Annotated in this window: 17 protein-coding genes; 13 read left to right on the top strand and 4 right to left on the bottom strand. The window is 47.2% G+C overall.

All coding sequences use genetic code 11. The features are described 5' to 3' along the window. Nucleotides 1-210 precede the first annotated feature (210 nt). Both PEPTYR26121_RS03370 and PEPTYR26121_RS03365 read left to right on the top strand, forming a co-directional pair. Nucleotides 211-723, top strand: coding sequence for a CarD family transcriptional regulator (locus PEPTYR26121_RS03370; RefSeq protein WP_180499196.1), 513 nt, complete (start codon nucleotides 211-213; stop codon nucleotides 721-723). 9 nt (nucleotides 724-732) lie between these two features. Next, nucleotides 733-1,842, top strand: coding sequence for a PIN/TRAM domain-containing protein (locus PEPTYR26121_RS03365; RefSeq protein WP_180499194.1), 1,110 nt, complete (start codon nucleotides 733-735; stop codon nucleotides 1,840-1,842). Nucleotides 1,843-1,905: 63 nt separating this feature from the next. Here the strand turns inward: PEPTYR26121_RS03365 and tyrS are convergent, their stop codons facing one another. Next, nucleotides 1,906-3,132, bottom strand: coding sequence for a tyrosine--tRNA ligase (tyrS, locus tag PEPTYR26121_RS03360; RefSeq protein ID WP_180499193.1), 1,227 nt, complete (start codon nucleotides 3,130-3,132; stop codon nucleotides 1,906-1,908). A 238-nt stretch (nucleotides 3,133-3,370) separates the two neighbouring features. Between tyrS and PEPTYR26121_RS03355 the strand changes: the two genes are divergently transcribed. From PEPTYR26121_RS03355 to PEPTYR26121_RS03305, 11 genes are all read left to right on the top strand, one after another. Then, nucleotides 3,371-4,546, top strand: coding sequence for an NAD(P)H-hydrate dehydratase (locus PEPTYR26121_RS03355; RefSeq protein ID WP_180499191.1), 1,176 nt, complete (start codon nucleotides 3,371-3,373; stop codon nucleotides 4,544-4,546). A gap of 45 nt (nucleotides 4,547-4,591) precedes the next feature. Next, a complete protein-coding gene (locus PEPTYR26121_RS03350; protein WP_180499189.1) occupies nucleotides 4,592-4,933 on the top strand; it encodes a type II toxin-antitoxin system PemK/MazF family toxin in 342 nt (113 codons plus the stop codon). 118 nt (nucleotides 4,934-5,051) lie between these two features. Continuing rightward, nucleotides 5,052-5,495, top strand: coding sequence for a hypothetical protein (locus PEPTYR26121_RS03345; protein ID WP_180499187.1), 444 nt, complete (start codon nucleotides 5,052-5,054; stop codon nucleotides 5,493-5,495). Between the two features lie 11 nt (nucleotides 5,496-5,506). Beyond that, nucleotides 5,507-6,622 (top strand): glycosyltransferase, encoded by a 1,116-nt coding sequence (locus tag PEPTYR26121_RS03340; protein WP_180499185.1) that lies wholly within the window; start codon nucleotides 5,507-5,509, stop codon nucleotides 6,620-6,622. A 1-nt stretch (nucleotide 6,623) separates the two neighbouring features. Further along, the gene (locus PEPTYR26121_RS03335; RefSeq protein ID WP_180499183.1) at nucleotides 6,624-7,106 is read left to right on the top strand and encodes a DUF4330 domain-containing protein; all 483 of its coding nucleotides are present in this window, start codon (nucleotides 6,624-6,626) and stop codon (nucleotides 7,104-7,106) included. 3 nt (nucleotides 7,107-7,109) lie between these two features. Then, a complete protein-coding gene (locus tag PEPTYR26121_RS03330; protein WP_180499182.1) occupies nucleotides 7,110-7,655 on the top strand; it encodes a hypothetical protein in 546 nt (181 codons plus the stop codon). Beyond that, entirely contained in the window at nucleotides 7,652-9,025 is a 1,374-nt protein-coding gene (locus tag PEPTYR26121_RS03325; protein WP_180499180.1) for an O-antigen ligase family protein, read from the top strand. The genes PEPTYR26121_RS03330 and PEPTYR26121_RS03325 overlap by 4 nt, the downstream gene beginning before the upstream one ends. Then, nucleotides 9,003-10,103: a polysaccharide pyruvyl transferase CsaB gene (csaB, locus tag PEPTYR26121_RS03320; RefSeq protein ID WP_180499178.1), complete on the top strand. Its 1,101-nt coding sequence runs from the start codon at nucleotides 9,003-9,005 to the stop codon at nucleotides 10,101-10,103. The genes PEPTYR26121_RS03325 and csaB overlap by 23 nt, the downstream gene beginning before the upstream one ends. Beyond that, nucleotides 10,078-10,893, top strand: coding sequence for a WecB/TagA/CpsF family glycosyltransferase (locus PEPTYR26121_RS03315; protein WP_246285882.1), 816 nt, complete (start codon nucleotides 10,078-10,080; stop codon nucleotides 10,891-10,893). The genes csaB and PEPTYR26121_RS03315 overlap by 26 nt, the downstream gene beginning before the upstream one ends. Further along, complete coding sequence (gene tkt / locus PEPTYR26121_RS03310; RefSeq protein WP_180499174.1) at nucleotides 10,883-12,871, top strand: transketolase; 1,989 nt, start codon at nucleotides 10,883-10,885, stop codon at nucleotides 12,869-12,871. The genes PEPTYR26121_RS03315 and tkt overlap by 11 nt, the downstream gene beginning before the upstream one ends. Beyond that, a complete protein-coding gene (locus PEPTYR26121_RS03305; RefSeq protein WP_180499172.1) occupies nucleotides 12,868-13,212 on the top strand; it encodes an FMN-binding protein in 345 nt (114 codons plus the stop codon). The genes tkt and PEPTYR26121_RS03305 overlap by 4 nt, the downstream gene beginning before the upstream one ends. Nucleotides 13,213-13,267: 55 nt before the next feature. Here PEPTYR26121_RS03305 and PEPTYR26121_RS03300 read toward each other — a convergent pair whose 3' ends face one another. Genes PEPTYR26121_RS03300 through PEPTYR26121_RS03290 form a run of 3 tightly spaced genes read right to left on the bottom strand, consistent with a single transcriptional unit; the run spans nucleotide 13,268 to nucleotide 16,981 of the window. Next, entirely contained in the window at nucleotides 13,268-14,212 is a 945-nt protein-coding gene (locus PEPTYR26121_RS03300) for an ABC transporter ATP-binding protein (RefSeq protein ID WP_180499170.1), read from the bottom strand. Nucleotides 14,213-14,222: 10 nt separating this feature from the next. Further along, entirely contained in the window at nucleotides 14,223-15,872 is a 1,650-nt protein-coding gene (locus PEPTYR26121_RS03295; protein ID WP_180499168.1) for an ABC transporter permease, read from the bottom strand. A 47-nt stretch (nucleotides 15,873-15,919) separates the two neighbouring features. Then, complete coding sequence (locus PEPTYR26121_RS03290) at nucleotides 15,920-16,981, bottom strand: ABC transporter substrate-binding protein (RefSeq protein ID WP_180499166.1); 1,062 nt, start codon at nucleotides 16,979-16,981, stop codon at nucleotides 15,920-15,922. Between the last annotated feature and the right edge of the window lie 3 nt (nucleotides 16,982-16,984).

Genomic DNA, 16,984 nt, shown 5'->3' with positions numbered 1-16,984 from the left:
TTTGTTGCAAGAGGAAGAAACTCAGAGCACGAGAGTGCTGCCGGTAACAGCCCCTTATAGGGGCATAACAAACCACCGGCTAAGCCGGTGGTTCTGATTACAAATTATAATATTTACTTGAATCTTAGTTTGGATTGTGATACCATGTATAATTTTAAAAAATATGGTATAATTAAAAGGAACGCAATAATCTGTTAAAAGGGGGAGTATATGTTTGAAATAGGAGATAAGATCGTCTACCCGATTCACGGCGCAGGTGTTATCGTCGATATTAAGAATAAAGTGATTTTAGGCGAGAAGAAAGAATATTTCGTCCTAAAAATCCCCGTGAACGAGATGAAAGTATTGGTGCCTATCGGCAGCATGGACAGCGTCGGAATCAGGGAAATCAAGACCCCCGAGGAAATGGACAAGGTCCTTGAAGTGTTAAAGGACACCACGATCGAAAAAATGCCCAATAACTGGAATCGTCGTTACCGTTTCCATCAAGACAAGATTAAAACCGGCGATCTGGAAGAAATCGCGAGAGTGATTAAAAATCTCGAGTGTTTAGATCGGGAGAAGGCACTTTCTACAGGAGAACGCAAGATTTTAAACAACGCTCGCCAAATTATCTTATCGGAAATGGTATTGGTCTATGATAAATCTTACGACGAAGTTGTGGAAATCGTCGACAAGACAATGGAAGACGGTTGCCTGAAAGCGGTTAAAGGGGAAGACTAGGAAAGGAGCATGCGTATCAGATCCGATCGCATAGTCTATGTGATCTTCCGTTTATTATTCACGCTTTTAGGTGTGGCGGTAGGTCGCATGGTTCTCATTTTTTTACCTGATCTCGATGCATTGACTTCCATTCATCGATGGATTCCCGAGCGTTATTTGCCCATTCTCGTACTTATTATATTTGCTATTATTTTCTTTATATTGGGGAAATACGCCTTTGTATCTTTGAAACAGTTGATTTCATTGATCGAGTCAGACATGAAGGATTTACCTGCCGGAGATATTCTCTGGGGATTTGTAGGATTGGTTCTAGGGATTTTTGTGGCGTTTCTCGTGTCCATTCCCGTATACCGCCTGAACATTCCCTATATTAGCAGCTTTATTTCCCTGCTTATTTATGCCGTTCTCGGCATTTTGGGAATTCGCGTCATGCTTACGAAGAGAGAAGAATTTGCCGCGGGTCTTAGAGGATTTTTCGCACAGGGCCGTGGCGAATGGCGAGGCAGACTGGGCGATAAGCGCACCGTACCGGCAAAGATCTTGGATACCTCGGTGATTATCGACGGAAGAATTGTAGATATTATTGAATTAGGTTTTATCGAAGAGCCCATCGTCGTGCCTACTTTCGTCCTCACCGAGCTTCAGGGCATCGCCGATTCGTCCAATGCCATGAGCCGTACCAAGGGACGTAAGGGACTCGACAGTTTGAAATCTTTACAAGATGAAGGAAAGCACAAGATCACCATTGTAGAAAAAGCATACGACGATCTTCATGAAGTGGACGATATGCTTTTGCGCTTTGCGAAAGAAAGCAAGGGTGTGATCGTCACCAACGATTTTAATCTGAACAAGGTGGCGGAAGTACAGGGGATCGAGGTGTTAAATATTAATGCCTTGGCCAATGCCATGAAGCCCGTCTTTGTCAACGGCGAGCGTATCAATGTCTTCGTCGTCAAGCCCGGCAGCCAAGATAAACAGGGCCTGGGGTATTTAGATGACGGCACTATGATCGTCGTGGAAAACGGCATCGACTACTTAGGAGAGGCCATCGACTGTGTCGTAACTTCCATGCTTCAAACCTCAGCGGGAAAAATGATTTTTGCAAAGCCTGTGGAATAAAGTACTGTTATTATTTTGCGCAATGAAAAAGCACCTACTACTTTTGTAGCAGGTGCTTTCTTTCTATTTAAGTTTAAATAAGTGGTGAACTTTCTTTCCTTTTCGAACGTGTACGCCGTTTTCCAATGCTTCTTTCGAAACAATTTGATCGTGTGATGTGGCCTTTTCGTCGTCGATGGAGATGCCTCCTTGTTTAATGAGGCGTCTGCCTTCGCTCGTAGAAGCGATCAGATCCGCTTTTTGCAGGAGATCGACGATGGTAATGCCTTCTGCCACCTCATCGGCTTCCAGTTCCGTCGTGGGCATATTTTCCGTTTCGCCGCTGCCGCCGAAGAGGGCGCGGGAGGCTTCTAATTGTTCGTCGGCAATGTCTTTGCCGTGAACTTCCGCCGTAATTTCCCAAGCCAAGCGTTCTTTGGCCTTATTGAGCTCTTGCCCTTCGAGTTTTGCGTATTCGGCGATTTCTTCGTCGCTTACGTCGGTTAAGAGCTTCATAAACTTAATGACGTCGCGGTCGTCGGTATTGCGCAGGTATTGGAACATTTCGTGTGGCGGGGTCTTATTCGGGTCGAGGAAAATGGCACCCTTCATGGATTTGCCCATTTTTTGACCGTCGGCTGTGGAAAGTAATTTGAAAGTCATGGAGTAGACTTTTCCGTTTTCAAGCTTACGCACTAAATCGTAACCGCCGAGCATATTGCTCCATTGATCGCTTCCGCCTAATTGCAGTTGGCAATCGTATTTCTTGTAGAGCACGAGGAAGTCGTAGGATTGCATGAGCATGTAGCCCATTTCGAAGAAAGTAAGTCCTTGATCCAAACGGTTGGCGTAGGCGTCCAGTTTCAGCATCTGATTGACCGAGAAGTGCACGCCGATATTGCGCATGAAATCCAGGTAACCTAAATCCAAGAGCCAGTCTGCATTATTCGCTGCAATAGCTTTACCGTCGCTGTAATCGATAAAATGAGAAAGTTGTCTTTGGAAACAACCGATATTATGGGCGATGTCTTCTTTCGTCAACATTTTACGCATATCTGTACGGCCCGAGGGGTCGCCGATAAGGGTGGTGCCGCCACCGAAGAGGGTAATGGGTCTGTGGCCCGCTCTTTGGAAATGTTGGAGCACCTTAACCTGTAAGTAATGGCCCAATGTCAGAGAGTCGGCGGTAGCGTCGAATCCGATATAGAACGTAATCGGTCCTTCTGCCAAGCGCTCTTTAAGTTCTTCGGGGAAGGTTACTTGATCGATGTAACCTCTACGTTCCAATAGGTCAAATACGTTTTCAGTCATGATGCCTCCTTTTTAAGCACAAAAAAAGACTTTGCGAAAGGGCGTCGTGGGACGCGGTACCACCTTTCTTCGCATAAAGCCTTGAGAAAATATTATACTCCGGCGTTGTAATTTTGAGGACGCCTTCATCGTATATCTTAAATTTGATCCCCATTCTATACTGCCCGAGAGAACTTGTCAAGAACATTTTCAATGTTCCTAAAAGAGACCTGTGCTATGATAGAAAAAGGAGGAGAATATGATAGGTATCGACATGGTTTACATTCCCCGCATGGCCGATTTATTGGCGAGGCGAGGGGACAGATTTTTAGAAAAAATCTTAAGCGACGAAGAAATAAACACCTTACAAAAAAAGACACCGGAACATATCGCCGGCATTTTTGCCGCAAAAGAGGCCATGGGAAAGGCTCTCGGGGAGGGGATTTTTTCCACGGGACTAAAACAGTTCACGGTTCGAAAAGATGAAAACGGAAGACCCTACGGTTTTTATAAAAATATATATTTTCATCTTTCCATTAGTCACGAAAAGGATTATGCTATAAGTATAGCTCAGAAAGTGGACGTACATAATTTTTGCGGCGATATCACCGTGGATTTCGAAATGGCGCAACTTCTTCCTGAAATTAAAAGCGACGACCACAAGGGGAGTCGAGGAAAGGCCGCGATTATCGGCGGTAGCGAGGGCATGTACGGATCGGTAGATCTGGCAAGTCGCGCTCTTTTAAGAAGTGGAACGGGCCTGGCCTACGCTCTTTTACCGAAAGAATCGGTAGCATCCTTCGCCCTCCGCGCCATGGAAGTGATCGTACGCAATCGAGAAGATCTTTTCCTTTTAGACGATATGGACGCCGCGGCCATCGGTCCGGGTATGGGGCGAGATGAAAAAAGTTCCGCTCTTTTCAAAAAGGTTTATTCTACAGAAAACAAATCTCTCGTCGTCGACGCCGACGGCCTCTTTCATCTATCTCGAGAAAGAAAAAGGAGAGATCGCACGATCTTTACACCTCACGAAGGGGAAATGGCCCGCTTAATCGAACGGGACGTTCAATGGATAAGATCTCATCGCCAGGAAGCGGCAAAAGCCTGTCAGTCTCTTTACAGCGGCGTCGTAGTGCTGAAAGGCAAAAACACCATCGTAACCGACGGGGTGGAAACATATATTAATTCCACGGGGAATGGCGGCATGGCTACGGCGGGAAGCGGAGATGTACTTACGGGCATCATAACGTCTTTTTTAGCCCAAGGGCTGAGTTGTTTTGACGCCGCGTGCCTGGGAGTGTATATTCACGGATTAAGCGGCGATATAGGGGCCTTACATAAGAGTCGCCACGGCCTGATCGCCTCCGATTTAATCGTCTATCTTCCCGAAGCTCTTCTTTTTATAGAGAATTTTGGAGAGCCTGAGCTCATATAAGCGATATGCTTTATTTAAGACAACTAAATAGAAAGGGTGTGATCCATGATTATTAAACGAGGAGACATCTTCTATGCTGATCTTTCGCCGGTTGTCGGTTCGGAGCAGGGAGGCGTGCGCCCGGTGGTTATTTTACAAAATGATGTAGGAAACAAATATTCTCCCACGACCATCGTCGCAGCCATTACCAGTCAGATGAACAAGACAAAGCTCCCGACCCACGTCAAGGTCAAAGCGGCGACCAATGACCTTCCGAAGAATTCTGTAATTTTGCTGGAACAGGTTCGGACCATTGACAAAAAGCGGCTCCGCGAAAAAATCGGAAAGTTCAGCCCGAAAATCATGGACGATGTAAACGAAGCTATAAAAATAAGTTTCGCATTATAGTACATAACGACGATAGGCGCGAGTTTTTCTCGCGCTTATCGTCGTTTTCATTGGTGTCTATCATGGGATGTTGTATAATAGAAATTGTGAATATTTTTAGTTGAGAAAGGATGAGACTGTGAGAAGCAAATGGAAAAAAAGCGGCCCGGTTTTGGCGTTGGCCCTCGTCGTCGGAGCAGCTTTGCCCGCTTTTGCAAATAACGGCGACCCACTGGTTTCTTTAAGTTACCTAAATAAGCGCTTAGAACAAATCGAAAGTAAATTACAAGGGAGTACCCCTTCGACAGGAGGTGCTTCTAATTTGGTAGTGGTTAATTTGGAAGCCGGCGACAAGCTGATCGTGGCACAAGGCACGGAAATGATCCCGAGAACCGGTTCGGTAACGGCTATCGCCGGCACCAGCGGCGGATTGAGCGATATTACAAAGGGCGCCAATCTCGCTCAGGGCAATAAAGCGCCCATAGACCACCTGCTCATCGCTCCGAGAAGTGACGGACGGGGTTTAAAGGCGAACACGAAAGCCATTGTCTTAGTACGCGGCAGCTACAGCGTGGAAAGATAGCGAGAGAAATGATGAAAATTCTTCATCTTATCAGTGGCGGGGACACCGGCGGAGCCAAGACCCATATTTATACTTTGTTGAAAGGCTTAGAAGCCTATGCCGATGTGAGCATGGTGTGCTTTACCTCCGGACCGTTTCTCGACGGAGCGAAAGCCTTGGGAATCGACGCCAGGCTCGTAGAGCAGAAAAACCGCTTCGACATGGCCTCTTTAAAAAAAGTTGTGGATATGATCGAAAGGGAAAAGTTCGACCTCGTGCACTGTCACGGTGCCCGGGCGAATTTTAACGCCCTTTATTTAAGGCGTCGCGTCAATGTTCCCATGGTGACCACTTTACACAGTGATTATCTTTTGGATTTTAAAGACAATTTTATTAAAGATAAGATCTTTACGCCCTTAAATCGCTATGCATTGAAAGGCTTCCCATATTATATCGCTATTACGGAGCGCTTTAAAAAGATGCTCATCGATCGAGGCTTTCCCGCAGACCGTATCTTCGTCGTCTACAACGGCATGGATATGAAAAAAGAGGAGTTCCATGTGGCTCGAGATGCTTTCCTGGCCCGCTACGGCCTGGAAAAATATAGAGATCGCATGCTCTTTGCCACCGCCGCGCGGCTGGATCTGGTAAAAGATCATCGAACGCTTCTCGCGGCTATTTCTGAGGAACGGGAACAATTAGCCGGTGCTCATTTTCTGATTGCGGGCGAAGGAGCCGACGGTGCCTATTTAAAACAATATGTAGCCGATCATCGATTAGAGGATTTGGTTACATTTTTAGGCCAGGTAGACGATCCCTTCAGCCTTTACTATGCATCGGATATCAATGTCCTAACATCTGTTTCCGAAAGCTTCCCTTATGCACTATTGGAAGGGGCCAAGGCGAAGATTCCCTTTATCGCAACCGATGTCGGGGGCATCGAAGAAATGGCGGGGCCCTACGGTATGTTGTTTCAGCCGAAAGATGTGAAGAGCCTCGGCGCGTGGCTTGTTTATGCACTGAATCATCCGGAGGAAATGCAGGAGCGAGGACAGCACCTCTTTGATTATGTAAACGAACACTTCAGCCAAGAGGCCATGGCCGAAAGTCATGGGGAAATATATAAAACAATTCTTCAAAGGAGCTAATATGATTGATAAAAAAGGAAAAATTTTCGGCAAGATCAATGTGATCGACTGCTTGTTCTTGCTGATACTCATCGTCGCCATTGTAGGGGGGATTTCCCGCTTTAAGGATTCCTCTATTACCGTGGAGAGTACCTCTAAGGGTAAAATGACCCTTCTCGTCGATAACGTACGCACACCCTCGGTGGAGAACATTACCGAAGGGCAGGATCTCTATAGCTACGATAAAGGCGTCTTTATGGGTAAGATCGTCGGCAAAACCGTGCGTCCCTACGAAGACGCTGTGGAGTATGAGGGTCGATGGGTCAATGCACCGGTACCCGACAAATACTCTGTGTACTTGGATGTCGATGTGGACATTAAAGAATCGGATAAATCCTATGTGGTCGGCGGAGAGGAAGTACGCGTGGGAAATGAATACCGCGTTAAGACAAAGACTTCCGCATTTACGGGCATATGTATAGGCATTACTAAAGACGGGAAGTAATTTATGATTCAATCCAGTGTATTGATTCAGATCCTGCTTTCCGCAGTCCGGGCATTGGAGAATTGGTATAAATACAGCTTTCTTCACAGGTTTTTTGCCACTATCGGCAGTGCGGTGAAGAATCAGTGGATGGGATCGGCGACTCGAAAGATATTGGAAGGAGCCGAAAGTGTTTTTGCTCGCTCTTTGCTTTTTAGCATTCTTCGATTTTTCTACCGTCTGTTCAACACCATAGCTTACTGGGTACGCATTCGTATTTCCGGAGCGGTGTCGGATTCTGTCGGTTTCAAGATTGTGGACAGCTACAGCGCCTGGGACTCTGCCTTTAAGGTTTCCGGCATGATTTTCGCAGGTTTCGGTCTGAGCATTCTGATTCTCGGCCTTTTACACCGAAGTTTTTGGGGTATTCTCGGCTTGATTTTTCTTTTCGCCGGTCTGCTTATGAATCGCATGGCGGGAAATCTTTATGAGATCGTCGACTCATCCTATGGAATTAAGGGCTTTCGACAATTATGGAGCCTGCTCTTACACGACAAGGAGGTGGAATGATGGAAGCGCGCGTAAAGACCAATCCACTTCTTTTATTTGCCTTGGGCTTCGTTATCGGCGGAGTAGGGCTGAGCATTAAAATTCCCTTCGTCATTCTCCTATTTGCGGGATTAATCGGAATCATGGTATTTTTTGAAAACCCCATGGTCAGTTTGATCGCGACAACCTTCGGCTATATTTTTCTGCCCGATCTGTTAGTTCTCATGCTTCTGTACGGAACCTTCGGTCTGTACCTCTTTAGAAAGTTTATCAAAAAAGACGATCCTCTCGTCGTGGCAAGTCACGAAGTAATCCCTTATGTTTATTTTCTCTTAATGGCAATTCAGACGGCCACATCGGTTTACTTTATGGGCTCCCTGCGAGACTTGGCCATTCATACGGCGGGCTTTATGTATTTAATCTTTTTGATTAACGAGATTAAGACCGAAGAACAGCTTCACGGCATCATCGTCGCCCTGGTGTGCGCGGCCACTCTTCTCGCTCTCGTGGGCATTTATCAGTATGTCATCGGCGTGGATATAAAAAAGGAATGGGTGGATACAAGTTCCAACAGCGCTATTCGGGCCCGTGCCTATTCGGTTTTCGGTAATCCGAATATCTTCGCCGAGTATTTAGTCATGGCCATTCCATTATGTGTGGGACTCTTCTGGTCGACGAAACGAGACAGTGTGCGACTCTTCTTTCTCGCCATGTTCGTCGTGCAGATAGCCTCTCTTTTTATGACCATGTCCCGGGGCGGCTGGCTGGGCCTTGCCGTAGCGGCCTTCGTCTTTATTTGTCTCGTAAGGAAAGAACTTCTGCTTTTGGCCATTCCCTTATTAGGCGCAGCGGTGTTCGTGGTGCCTGAAAGCATCGTCAATCGGTTTATGACTATTTTCAATTTTGCCGATTCGTCCACGTCCTATCGCTTTAAGATCTGGGAAATAACGGAAGCGATCATCCACGATCACTTGATGGTAGGTTTAGGTCTCGGGCACCTGCCCTTTAAAATGGTGTTCGAGCAATATATTCGTACCATGCCCATTTACCACGCGCACAATACCTTTTTACAGATTTTTGCGGAAATGGGCATCGTAGGCTTCGTCTTATTCTTTATTTTTATGGTAAGCATTTTCGTCAATTTGGCGCGCTATCCCTTGAGGAGCGACAATAAATATTTGAAGATTACGGGAGCGGCTCTGTGTGCCTCTTTCTCCGGCATGCTTTTCCACGGCATGTTTGAAAACATCTTCTATATGACCAAGATAACTACTACCTTCTGGTTACTTTTGGCCGTCTCCTTCGCCCTCGTACGCATTACAAAAAAACGTCTCGCCCTCAGTGAAGGGGAGAAAAGGATGGATTGTTATGGCAAAGAAAGTATTATTTAGCGGTTACTACGGCTTCGACAATAGTGGCGACGACGCTATTTTGCATGCCATCGTAAACGATATCCGCGCCATCGACCCGACGATTCAGCTCAATGTTCTTTCTTATGATCCGGCGAGAACGAGAAGGCTCTACAATGTGGGCGCCACCCAGCGGTTTCACTACGCTTCGGTAAAAAAGGCCCTTCAATCGACAGATCTTTTAATCAGCGGAGGCGGTTCACTCCTTCAAGATGAAACATCTTCCCGCTCCCTCTATTATTATCTCGGCGTCATGGCCCTGGCCAAACGTATGAAGAAAAAGATCTATGTTTATGCCAACGGCGTCGGGCCCATTCACAAGCCCGTCAATCGTAAATTGACCGCCAAGGTTTTAAACGGGGTGGATTTCATCACCCTTCGAGACGAAGACTCTCTTGAAGTATTAAGGGATATCGGCGTAACCGAACCTGAGATAGAAGTAACAGCCGATCCGGTTTACGGCATCGAGGGCATCGGCGAAGGCGCAGCTCGCGCCCTCTTAAGAGAGGAGCGCATTCCCGTCGATCGTCCCTTTATGGGCGTCGCCGTTCGCCAGTGGAAAAAGGCTCCGGCCCTGGCGAGTAAAATGGCCTATGTAGCCGATCGCGTATACGAAGAATGCGGCATCGATACGCTTTTCACGCCCCTTCACTATCCGGAAGACAAACATTTCGCCGACAGTATCAGGGCGGCCATGGTATACAAAGATCACGGCCACGTGCTTACGGGAAATTACTCCGTAGAAGAGATGGAAGGCATTATCGGCCTGTGCGATATTATGATCGCCATGCGACTCCACGCCTTGATCTATGCGGTAACCTCCAAGACGCCGGTGGTAGGCGTGGTTTACGACCCGAAGGTAAAATCTCAGCTGGATGCCCTCGGCATTCCGTCGGATATTCAGGCGGAGGGAATGGATGAGAAGAAGCTTCTAAACGCCGTCGTCGCCACCTTTAATGAAAAGGAAGCGGCCAAGAAAAAACTCATCCTGATGCATGACGAATTGCGAGAAAAGAGTAGGAGGAATGTTCGCCATGTCTTCGAACTCTTGGAAAAATAGAGACAAGATTAAAATTTTTAACACGGTAGTGGATAATATCTCCTTCGACGAAGGGAGAGAGATTTTAAAAGAGATGCTCGCCGAGGAGCGATTCCACATCCTGTTTACGCCCAATACGGAAATCGTCATGGCTTGCCGGGACGATAAGAAATTGGCGGAAGCCGTCAATTCCGCCGACCTCGTCGTAGCCGACGGCATCGGCCTCGTTATCGGTTCCAAGATGAAGCATCATCCCTTAAAAGAGCGGGTGACGGGATTCGATCTCTCTATGGCCATGTTGGAACTCGCGAAAGAAGAGAACAAAAAAGTATTTTTTCTCGGGGCGGAACCCGGTGTAGGGGAAAAAGCGAGAGAGGAAGTAGAGGCCGTTTACGGCGATATCGTGGCGGATGTACATCACGGCTACTTCAAAGGAGCCCATCGGGGATTCGAGGACCACGAGGAAGAAAAGTCGGTCATCGATGCTATAAACGCATCGGAAGCGGATATTTTATTCGTAGGTCTGGGCTTCCCCAAACAGGAACAATTTATCCTGAACAATGCCGAAAAATTTTCCCATTTAAAGATCGCCATCGGTAACGGCGGCGTTTTAGATGTCTTGGCGGGAAAAGCGAAGCGCGCGCCGGACATTTTTATTAAGTTAAATTTAGAATGGTTTTATCGTTTAATCAAAAATCCGTCTCGCTTATCGAGGCAGCTCGTAATTCCTAAGTTTTTATGGACAGTTTGGCGCGACAGCCAATCGGTATCCGTCGTGAAGACGACTAAAGGAGGATCTTATGCAAAATAAAAAGCAATTAGCGGTCAATACTTTACGCGCTCTTTCCATCGATCAAATCGATGAAGCCAATTCAGGCCACCCCGGCTTGCCTCTCGGGGCGGCACCCATGGCGTGGGCTCTTTGGTCGGAAGCACTCCAATTCGAAAGAACGGACCGCAACTGGCCCAATCGAGATCGCTTTATTTTAAGCGCCGGCCACGGAAGTGCCTTACTCTACTCCCTCTTCCACGTCTTCGGCCTCGGTCTCGAAGCGGAAGATCTTAAAAACTTCAGACAATTAAACTCCAAAACGCCGGGCCATCCTGAATATGGACATACGGATTGGGTGGAAACGACGACAGGTCCTTTAGGCGCCGGTATTTCCACGGCCGTAGGTTTCGCCATGGCGGAAACCCGACTCGCCGCTCTTTATAACGAAGAGGGGATGGAGCTTATCGACCATCATACTTACGTCCTTTGCGGCGACGGGGATTTAATGGAAGGCATCAGCAATGAAGCTTCTTCTATTGCCGGTACTTTGGAGCTCGGAAAGTTGATCGTGCTTTACGACTCCAATAATATTACCATCGAAGGGGACACCTCCCTTTCCTTTAAAGAAAGCATCGCCGATCGCTACCGCGCACTAGGTTGGCAAGTGCTTACGGTGGAAGACGGCACCGATGTAGACGCCATTTCAAAGGCTATTGAAGAGGCGAAGGCGGAGACGACTAAGCCGACGATTATCGAAATAAAAACCGTCATCGGCTTCGGCTCCCCCCTTGCAGGAGATGCCGGCGTTCACGGCGCCCCCTTAGGGGAAGAAAAGAACCTGGCGACGAAAGAAGCATTAGGCTACGATGTGGCGCCCTTTACGGTTTCCGACGAAGTAAAGGAATATGTAGAGGAACTTCTAGCCGAAAAGAAGAAAAACTACGATGCCTGGAAAGAGCTGGAAGGGCGCTATAAGGAAACATATCCGGAAAAATATAATGACTTCCTCGCTCACTACGACACAAAAGCACAAGATCTTTCCTTTATGGACGAAGAGAGCTTCTGGAAGCCTGTAGAAAAGGATATGGCCACGAGGGCAAGCTCACACGAAATCCTGCAAAGGGTAGCGGAAGGTATGGGCAATTTGTTCGGCGGCAGTGCCGACTTGGCACCCTCTAATAAAAGCGATATGAAAGGCGCCGGTCAATATAGCGTGAACAATCGCGAAGGAGGTAATATTAATTTTGGCGTGCGGGAACATGCCATGGCCGCCATTGTCAACGGCATCTATCTACACGGTGGATTCCGTTCTTACGGTGCCACCTTCCTCGTATTCAGCGATTATATGAAACCGCAAATTCGTCTCGCCGCCTTAATGGGCCTTCCCGTGTCTTATATTCTGACGCATGACAGCATCGGCGTCGGCGAAGACGGCCCCACCCACCAACCCATCGAACACTTAACCATGCTCAGAAGCATACCCAATACCATTACCTTCCGCCCTGCGGACTCTACGGAAGTGGTAGCGGCCTGGTATACGGCCATGCATTCGGAAGAAAAACCCGTCTCATTAATTTTGACGCGTCAATCGGTGCTGGAGCTCGAGGGAAGCTCGAAAGATGCCTTAAAGGGCGGCTATATTCTTAAAAAAGAAACGGCCAAACTGGATCTTATTCTTATGGCATCGGGTAGCGAAGTGCACCTGGCGCTGGAAGCCGCAGAAGCGATCGAGACGGAATCCTTCGGCGTTCGCGTGGTGAGCATGCCGTCTCAAGAACTGTTCGAATCTCAATCCGACGACTATAAAGAAGAAGTCTTACCTAGAGAGGTCTCGAAACGCGTAGCCGTGGAAGCGGGCGCGACCATGAGCTGGTACCGCTATGTGGGCCTCGACGGCATGGCCCTCGGCATCGATACCTTCGGCGCCAGCGGCAATGCAAAAGACGTATTCGAAACCTTCGGTTTGACGACAGAAGGCGTTACGGCATCGGTTAAGGAATACTTGAATCGCCGATGAAAAAATGGGCTTTGCCGACGCTGATCGTTCTCTTACTCGCAGGCTGCAGCGGAAAAAATGCCTATAACGACGGCGTGTTTCGCGGAGAGGCTATGGGCTTTTCGAAAGATGTTCCCATCGAGGTGGAAGTCAGCATCGTAGGTGGAAATATGGTGGCGGTGGAAGTGGTAAACCACGACGAATCCGTGGAACAGGTGCCTCAGGTTCAAGAAGTATTGGACACACTGCCCGGTGCCATGGTAAAGAAAAACATGACCCATATCGATTCCATAGCAGGGGCTACGGAAACTTCGAAAGGCATCGGAAATGCCGTAGAAAAAGCTTTGGAACGTGCAAAATAAAAAGCCCACCTATAAAGGTGAGCATTAGAATAACCTCCGGAAACGGGGGTTATTTTTATACGATTTTTGAACGGCGTAAAATTGTGACACCCACGGACTCGCCGATGGAAAAATCCACTGTGTTGCCGATGACTTTGACATTGAGTTCCCGGCCCTGATAATCCAGAAGGATATCTTTCGTATCGCCTAGGAAAGCGATGGATTTAATCTTGCCTGCGTTTCCATTTTTTTCAATGGCAATATCTTCCGGGCGAACGAGGTAGACTTCATCGTCCTCTTCGATAAAATTGCTTTCGCCGAGAAAGCTTGCCACATAGCGATTCTTCGGGTGGAGGTAGACCTCTGTCGGCGTGCCGATCTGCACGATTTCGCCCTTGTCCATGACGATAATCTTATCGGACATATAGAGAGCCTCTTCCTGATCGTGGGTGACGAAGAGCATGGAGAGATGGTATTTTTCCTGAAGAGTTTTAATTTCTTCCCGCATATCTACCCGGAGCTTCGCATCCAGATTGGAGAGGGGTTCATCGAGAAGCAGCATTTTAGGATTGGTAGCGAGGCCGCGAGCGAGGGCTACACGCTGCTGTTGGCCGCCGGAAAGCTGAGTAATGGGCTTTTCGACGTGTTCCTTCAGGCCTACCATGCTTAAATAATCCATGGCCATTTCCCTGGCTTTCTTCCCCTTGATCTTACGGAAATATTTGATCCCGTACATCACATTATCGATCACATTATAATTGGAGAAGAGTGCGTAGTTTTGAAACACTGTGGAAAAGGGGCGATCTTCAGGATATAAGTGTTCAACATTTTCGCCGTTTAGTAAAATTTCACCGGAATCCTGGCGAATAAAGCCGCCGATTAAATTTAAAATTGTCGTTTTGCCGCAGCCTGAAGGGCCGAGGATGGTGACAAATTCTCCTTCTTCCATGGAAAAGTTAATATCTCTTACGCCATTGTCATTATCAAATAATTTTTGTACATTTTTTAGTTCGAAAAACATAGTCCCTCCTTTATTGGCCCTTTACTTTATTCAGTCGTCTGAAGAGTAGAGTCATGGAAATATTGACTGTCGCCGTGGCGATAATAATTAAAATCGCGAGAATCGATCCGACGGAATTTCCGCCCCCTTTAATTTGTCTGAACATTTCCGTACTGGCCAAAAGTTTGCCCGGAGAAACGAGAAACATGATCGATCCGAAAGCGGTCATGGACGAGGTAAAGATTTGGGCAAAGCTCGATGCAAAAATCGGCGCCGACATGGGGAGGATAATGGTGCGGAGTACGGTAAAGCGGCTCGCGCCCAAATCTTTTGCTGCGGATTCTATTTTTTGATCGATCTTGACATACACTGCATTGGCCGTCTTATTGGAAATGGAAATTTGACGAAAAGCTAGGTTTAAAATAACAATGGCTGCCGTTCCCGTAATGGCGATGGGCGGTTTATTAAAGGCTACGAGATAGCCTAAACCGAAGAAGGTGCCGGGAATAATATAAGGCAGGGAGGCGATAAATTCCAGTGGTTTCAATCGCTTTTTAGCGCGATAAATGTAGTAGCTTAAGGAAGTTCCTACGAGGACGGCGATAGTGGAGGCTATGAAGGAAAATACCAAACTTCGCCTAAAGGCTTTAATGGAAAGTCCGGATAATTTAGAAAAATTATTCAGTGTAAAGGTGAGGGATCCGGTAGCTTGATTGCTGAAAGCGGAAATTATAATGGTGGCGTATTTCGCCAGATTAAAGAGGATAAATAGAAAAGTAACGAGTGCTAAAACAATTTTTAAAATCTTCGGAACAGTGGGCAGATAGTCGCGGCCACTGGCGGATTTTGAACTACTTTCGTTAAATCGGTGCATGGATTTCATATAGAAATAAAAGGCGAAAATACTCGGAATGACCATCACCGTACTCATGGCGGCGCCGCGATTTAAATCTCCCGTGGCCATTACCGCCTTGTAGCTTTCGGTAGCTAGTGTTTGGAAGCGGCCACCGATTATTATAGGTGTGGAAAAATCCGCTAAGTTCATGGTAAAGAAGATAAAAAGCACGGACAAGAAACCCGGGAGAGTGGAAGAAAGAACCACGTTTTTAATCGTCGCCATGGCGCTTGCGCCTAAGTCTAAAGACGCTGCCAGTTCGTCGCCTTCAATGGCCTGAAAACTGTTGTTTAGCATCATAATGCCGATGGAGAGGCGACTTAATACTTGGATGATTAAGATTCCCTGCCAACCGTAAATATCCCATTCCATTTGAAGGAGATCGTGACTGATCAGGCCCCGTCGACCGAGAAGCACGATCATGGCGATAGAGGTGACGAAGGGCGGGGAGATAATCGTCACGAGAAGCACCTTGTCCATCACTTTGCGGACCCAATCCTTTGAAAGATAGAGGCCGAGAGCGATCAGGTACGCAAAAAACGCCGCGATAATCGACGAAGCAAGGGCGAGGACAATACTTTGAGTGGTTATATCAAACATATCCGTATTGATAAGCTCGCGGTAAAACTGTGTCGTGAAGGCTCCGTCTAAACGTACGCTCGTCAAAAGAACGCTCACCACGGGAAAGAGGATAAAAATTAAAATGGCCAGAGAAAGGAGAAAGATAAAGCCATTACTCCAAATAAAAGGAAAAATTGATTGAATAGGATTTGATTTTTTTCTCATAGATAACCTCATGCCCATAGCTTTCGCTATGGGCATTAAGAATAATTTTATTTAGTTTCTTCTTTTACGGGAGCTTTTGCGCCGGCAATTTCCAAGAATTTAGCGAGAACTTTGTCGCGGTTTTCAGCCATTTTCGCCATGTCTACCGGAAGGAAATTATCTTTCTTCAGGTGACTCATATTATCAGGCATGGCCACGTCATCGCGAGACATGATGCGTGCTTCAGCACTTTGTAGTGCATCGCCGCCTTCTTTCGAAGTGAAGTAGTCGGCAAAGACTTGCGCCGCTTCTTTTTGTTCCGAGGATTCAAAGATCGCTACAGGCGAGGGAATCCAGGGGAAGAGATCTTCCGCTTCAATGATGCTGACCGGATACTCATTCGCTAAATCGTAGTAATCGCCGGTAATGGGAGTAAAGCCAATGGCAAATTCGCCGGCGCTTACTTTCTTAGCCGGTTCGCCGCCGCCTTCAGTGTAGTAAGCTACGTTTTCGTTTAAACGTTCCAGGAAATCATAGGTGTACTCTTCGCCCTTGTTTTGATACATGGTTTCGAGAAGAGCATATGCCGTACCGGAGATAGCCGGGTTGGCGAAGATGATTTCGTCTTTATACTTGGGATCGGTTAAATCTTCCCAGGACTTGGGAGCTTCTAAGCCTTTTTCTTCGAGTACTTTATTATTGACGATAATGCCCGCCGCTTGGAAAGAAACGGCCGTCCAGTATCCTTCCGGATCTTTGTACATTTCGTCGATATCTTTTGCACCCTTGGGCTCGTATTTAAAGAGATAGCCTTTGTCTTTTGCCGCAATATAGGAATCGGCGCCGCCGCCAAGCCATACGTCGACGTCGGACTTTCCGCCTTCTGCATTAAGTTTTGCCAGGGCCGCGCCGGTGGACATGGGCGTATATTCTACTTTGATACCCGTGTCTTCGGTGAATTTTTCAAAGGCCGGTTCGATGTCGCCGTAGCTAACGATAGCTTTCAGTGTAACGCCTTCAAATTTCTTGTCTCCCTCTGCGCTGCTCGCGCTATTTTCGCTTCCTCCGCCGCAGGCGACGAGGGTAAGCATCATGAGAAGAGAAAATGCTGCAAGTAGTTTCTTTTTCATAAT

It is taken from the genome of Aedoeadaptatus nemausensis (assembly GCF_903819165.1).
In the GTDB taxonomy this organism is placed as follows: Bacteria; Bacillota; Clostridia; order Tissierellales; family Peptoniphilaceae; genus Aedoeadaptatus; species Aedoeadaptatus nemausensis.
This window is presented reverse-complemented; position numbering and strand designations above follow the sequence as displayed.

Excerpts from the sequence above, each read along its gene's own strand:
- PEPTYR26121_RS03370 (WP_180499196.1), top strand. The coding sequence starts at position 211 with ATGTTTGAAATAGGAGATAAGATCGTCTACCCGATTCACGGCGCAGGT.
- PEPTYR26121_RS03365 (WP_180499194.1), top strand. The coding sequence starts at position 733 with ATGCGTATCAGATCCGATCGCATAGTCTATGTGATCTTCCGTTTATTA.
- tyrS (WP_180499193.1), bottom strand. The coding sequence starts at position 3,132 with ATGACTGAAAACGTATTTGACCTATTGGAACGTAGAGGTTACATCGAT.
- PEPTYR26121_RS03355 (WP_180499191.1), top strand. The coding sequence starts at position 3,371 with ATGATAGGTATCGACATGGTTTACATTCCCCGCATGGCCGATTTATTG.
- PEPTYR26121_RS03350 (WP_180499189.1), top strand. The coding sequence starts at position 4,592 with ATGATTATTAAACGAGGAGACATCTTCTATGCTGATCTTTCGCCGGTT.
- PEPTYR26121_RS03340 (WP_180499185.1), top strand. The coding sequence starts at position 5,507 with ATGAAAATTCTTCATCTTATCAGTGGCGGGGACACCGGCGGAGCCAAG.
- PEPTYR26121_RS03335 (WP_180499183.1), top strand. The coding sequence starts at position 6,624 with ATGATTGATAAAAAAGGAAAAATTTTCGGCAAGATCAATGTGATCGAC.
- PEPTYR26121_RS03330 (WP_180499182.1), top strand. The coding sequence starts at position 7,110 with ATGATTCAATCCAGTGTATTGATTCAGATCCTGCTTTCCGCAGTCCGG.
- PEPTYR26121_RS03325 (WP_180499180.1), top strand. The coding sequence starts at position 7,652 with ATGATGGAAGCGCGCGTAAAGACCAATCCACTTCTTTTATTTGCCTTG.
- csaB (WP_180499178.1), top strand. The coding sequence starts at position 9,003 with ATGGCAAAGAAAGTATTATTTAGCGGTTACTACGGCTTCGACAATAGT.
- PEPTYR26121_RS03315 (WP_246285882.1), top strand. The coding sequence starts at position 10,078 with ATGTCTTCGAACTCTTGGAAAAATAGAGACAAGATTAAAATTTTTAAC.
- tkt (WP_180499174.1), top strand. The coding sequence starts at position 10,883 with ATGCAAAATAAAAAGCAATTAGCGGTCAATACTTTACGCGCTCTTTCC.
- PEPTYR26121_RS03305 (WP_180499172.1), top strand. The coding sequence starts at position 12,868 with ATGAAAAAATGGGCTTTGCCGACGCTGATCGTTCTCTTACTCGCAGGC.
- PEPTYR26121_RS03300 (WP_180499170.1), bottom strand. The coding sequence starts at position 14,212 with ATGTTTTTCGAACTAAAAAATGTACAAAAATTATTTGATAATGACAAT.
- PEPTYR26121_RS03295 (WP_180499168.1), bottom strand. The coding sequence starts at position 15,872 with ATGAGAAAAAAATCAAATCCTATTCAATCAATTTTTCCTTTTATTTGG.
- PEPTYR26121_RS03290 (WP_180499166.1), bottom strand. The coding sequence starts at position 16,981 with ATGAAAAAGAAACTACTTGCAGCATTTTCTCTTCTCATGATGCTTACC.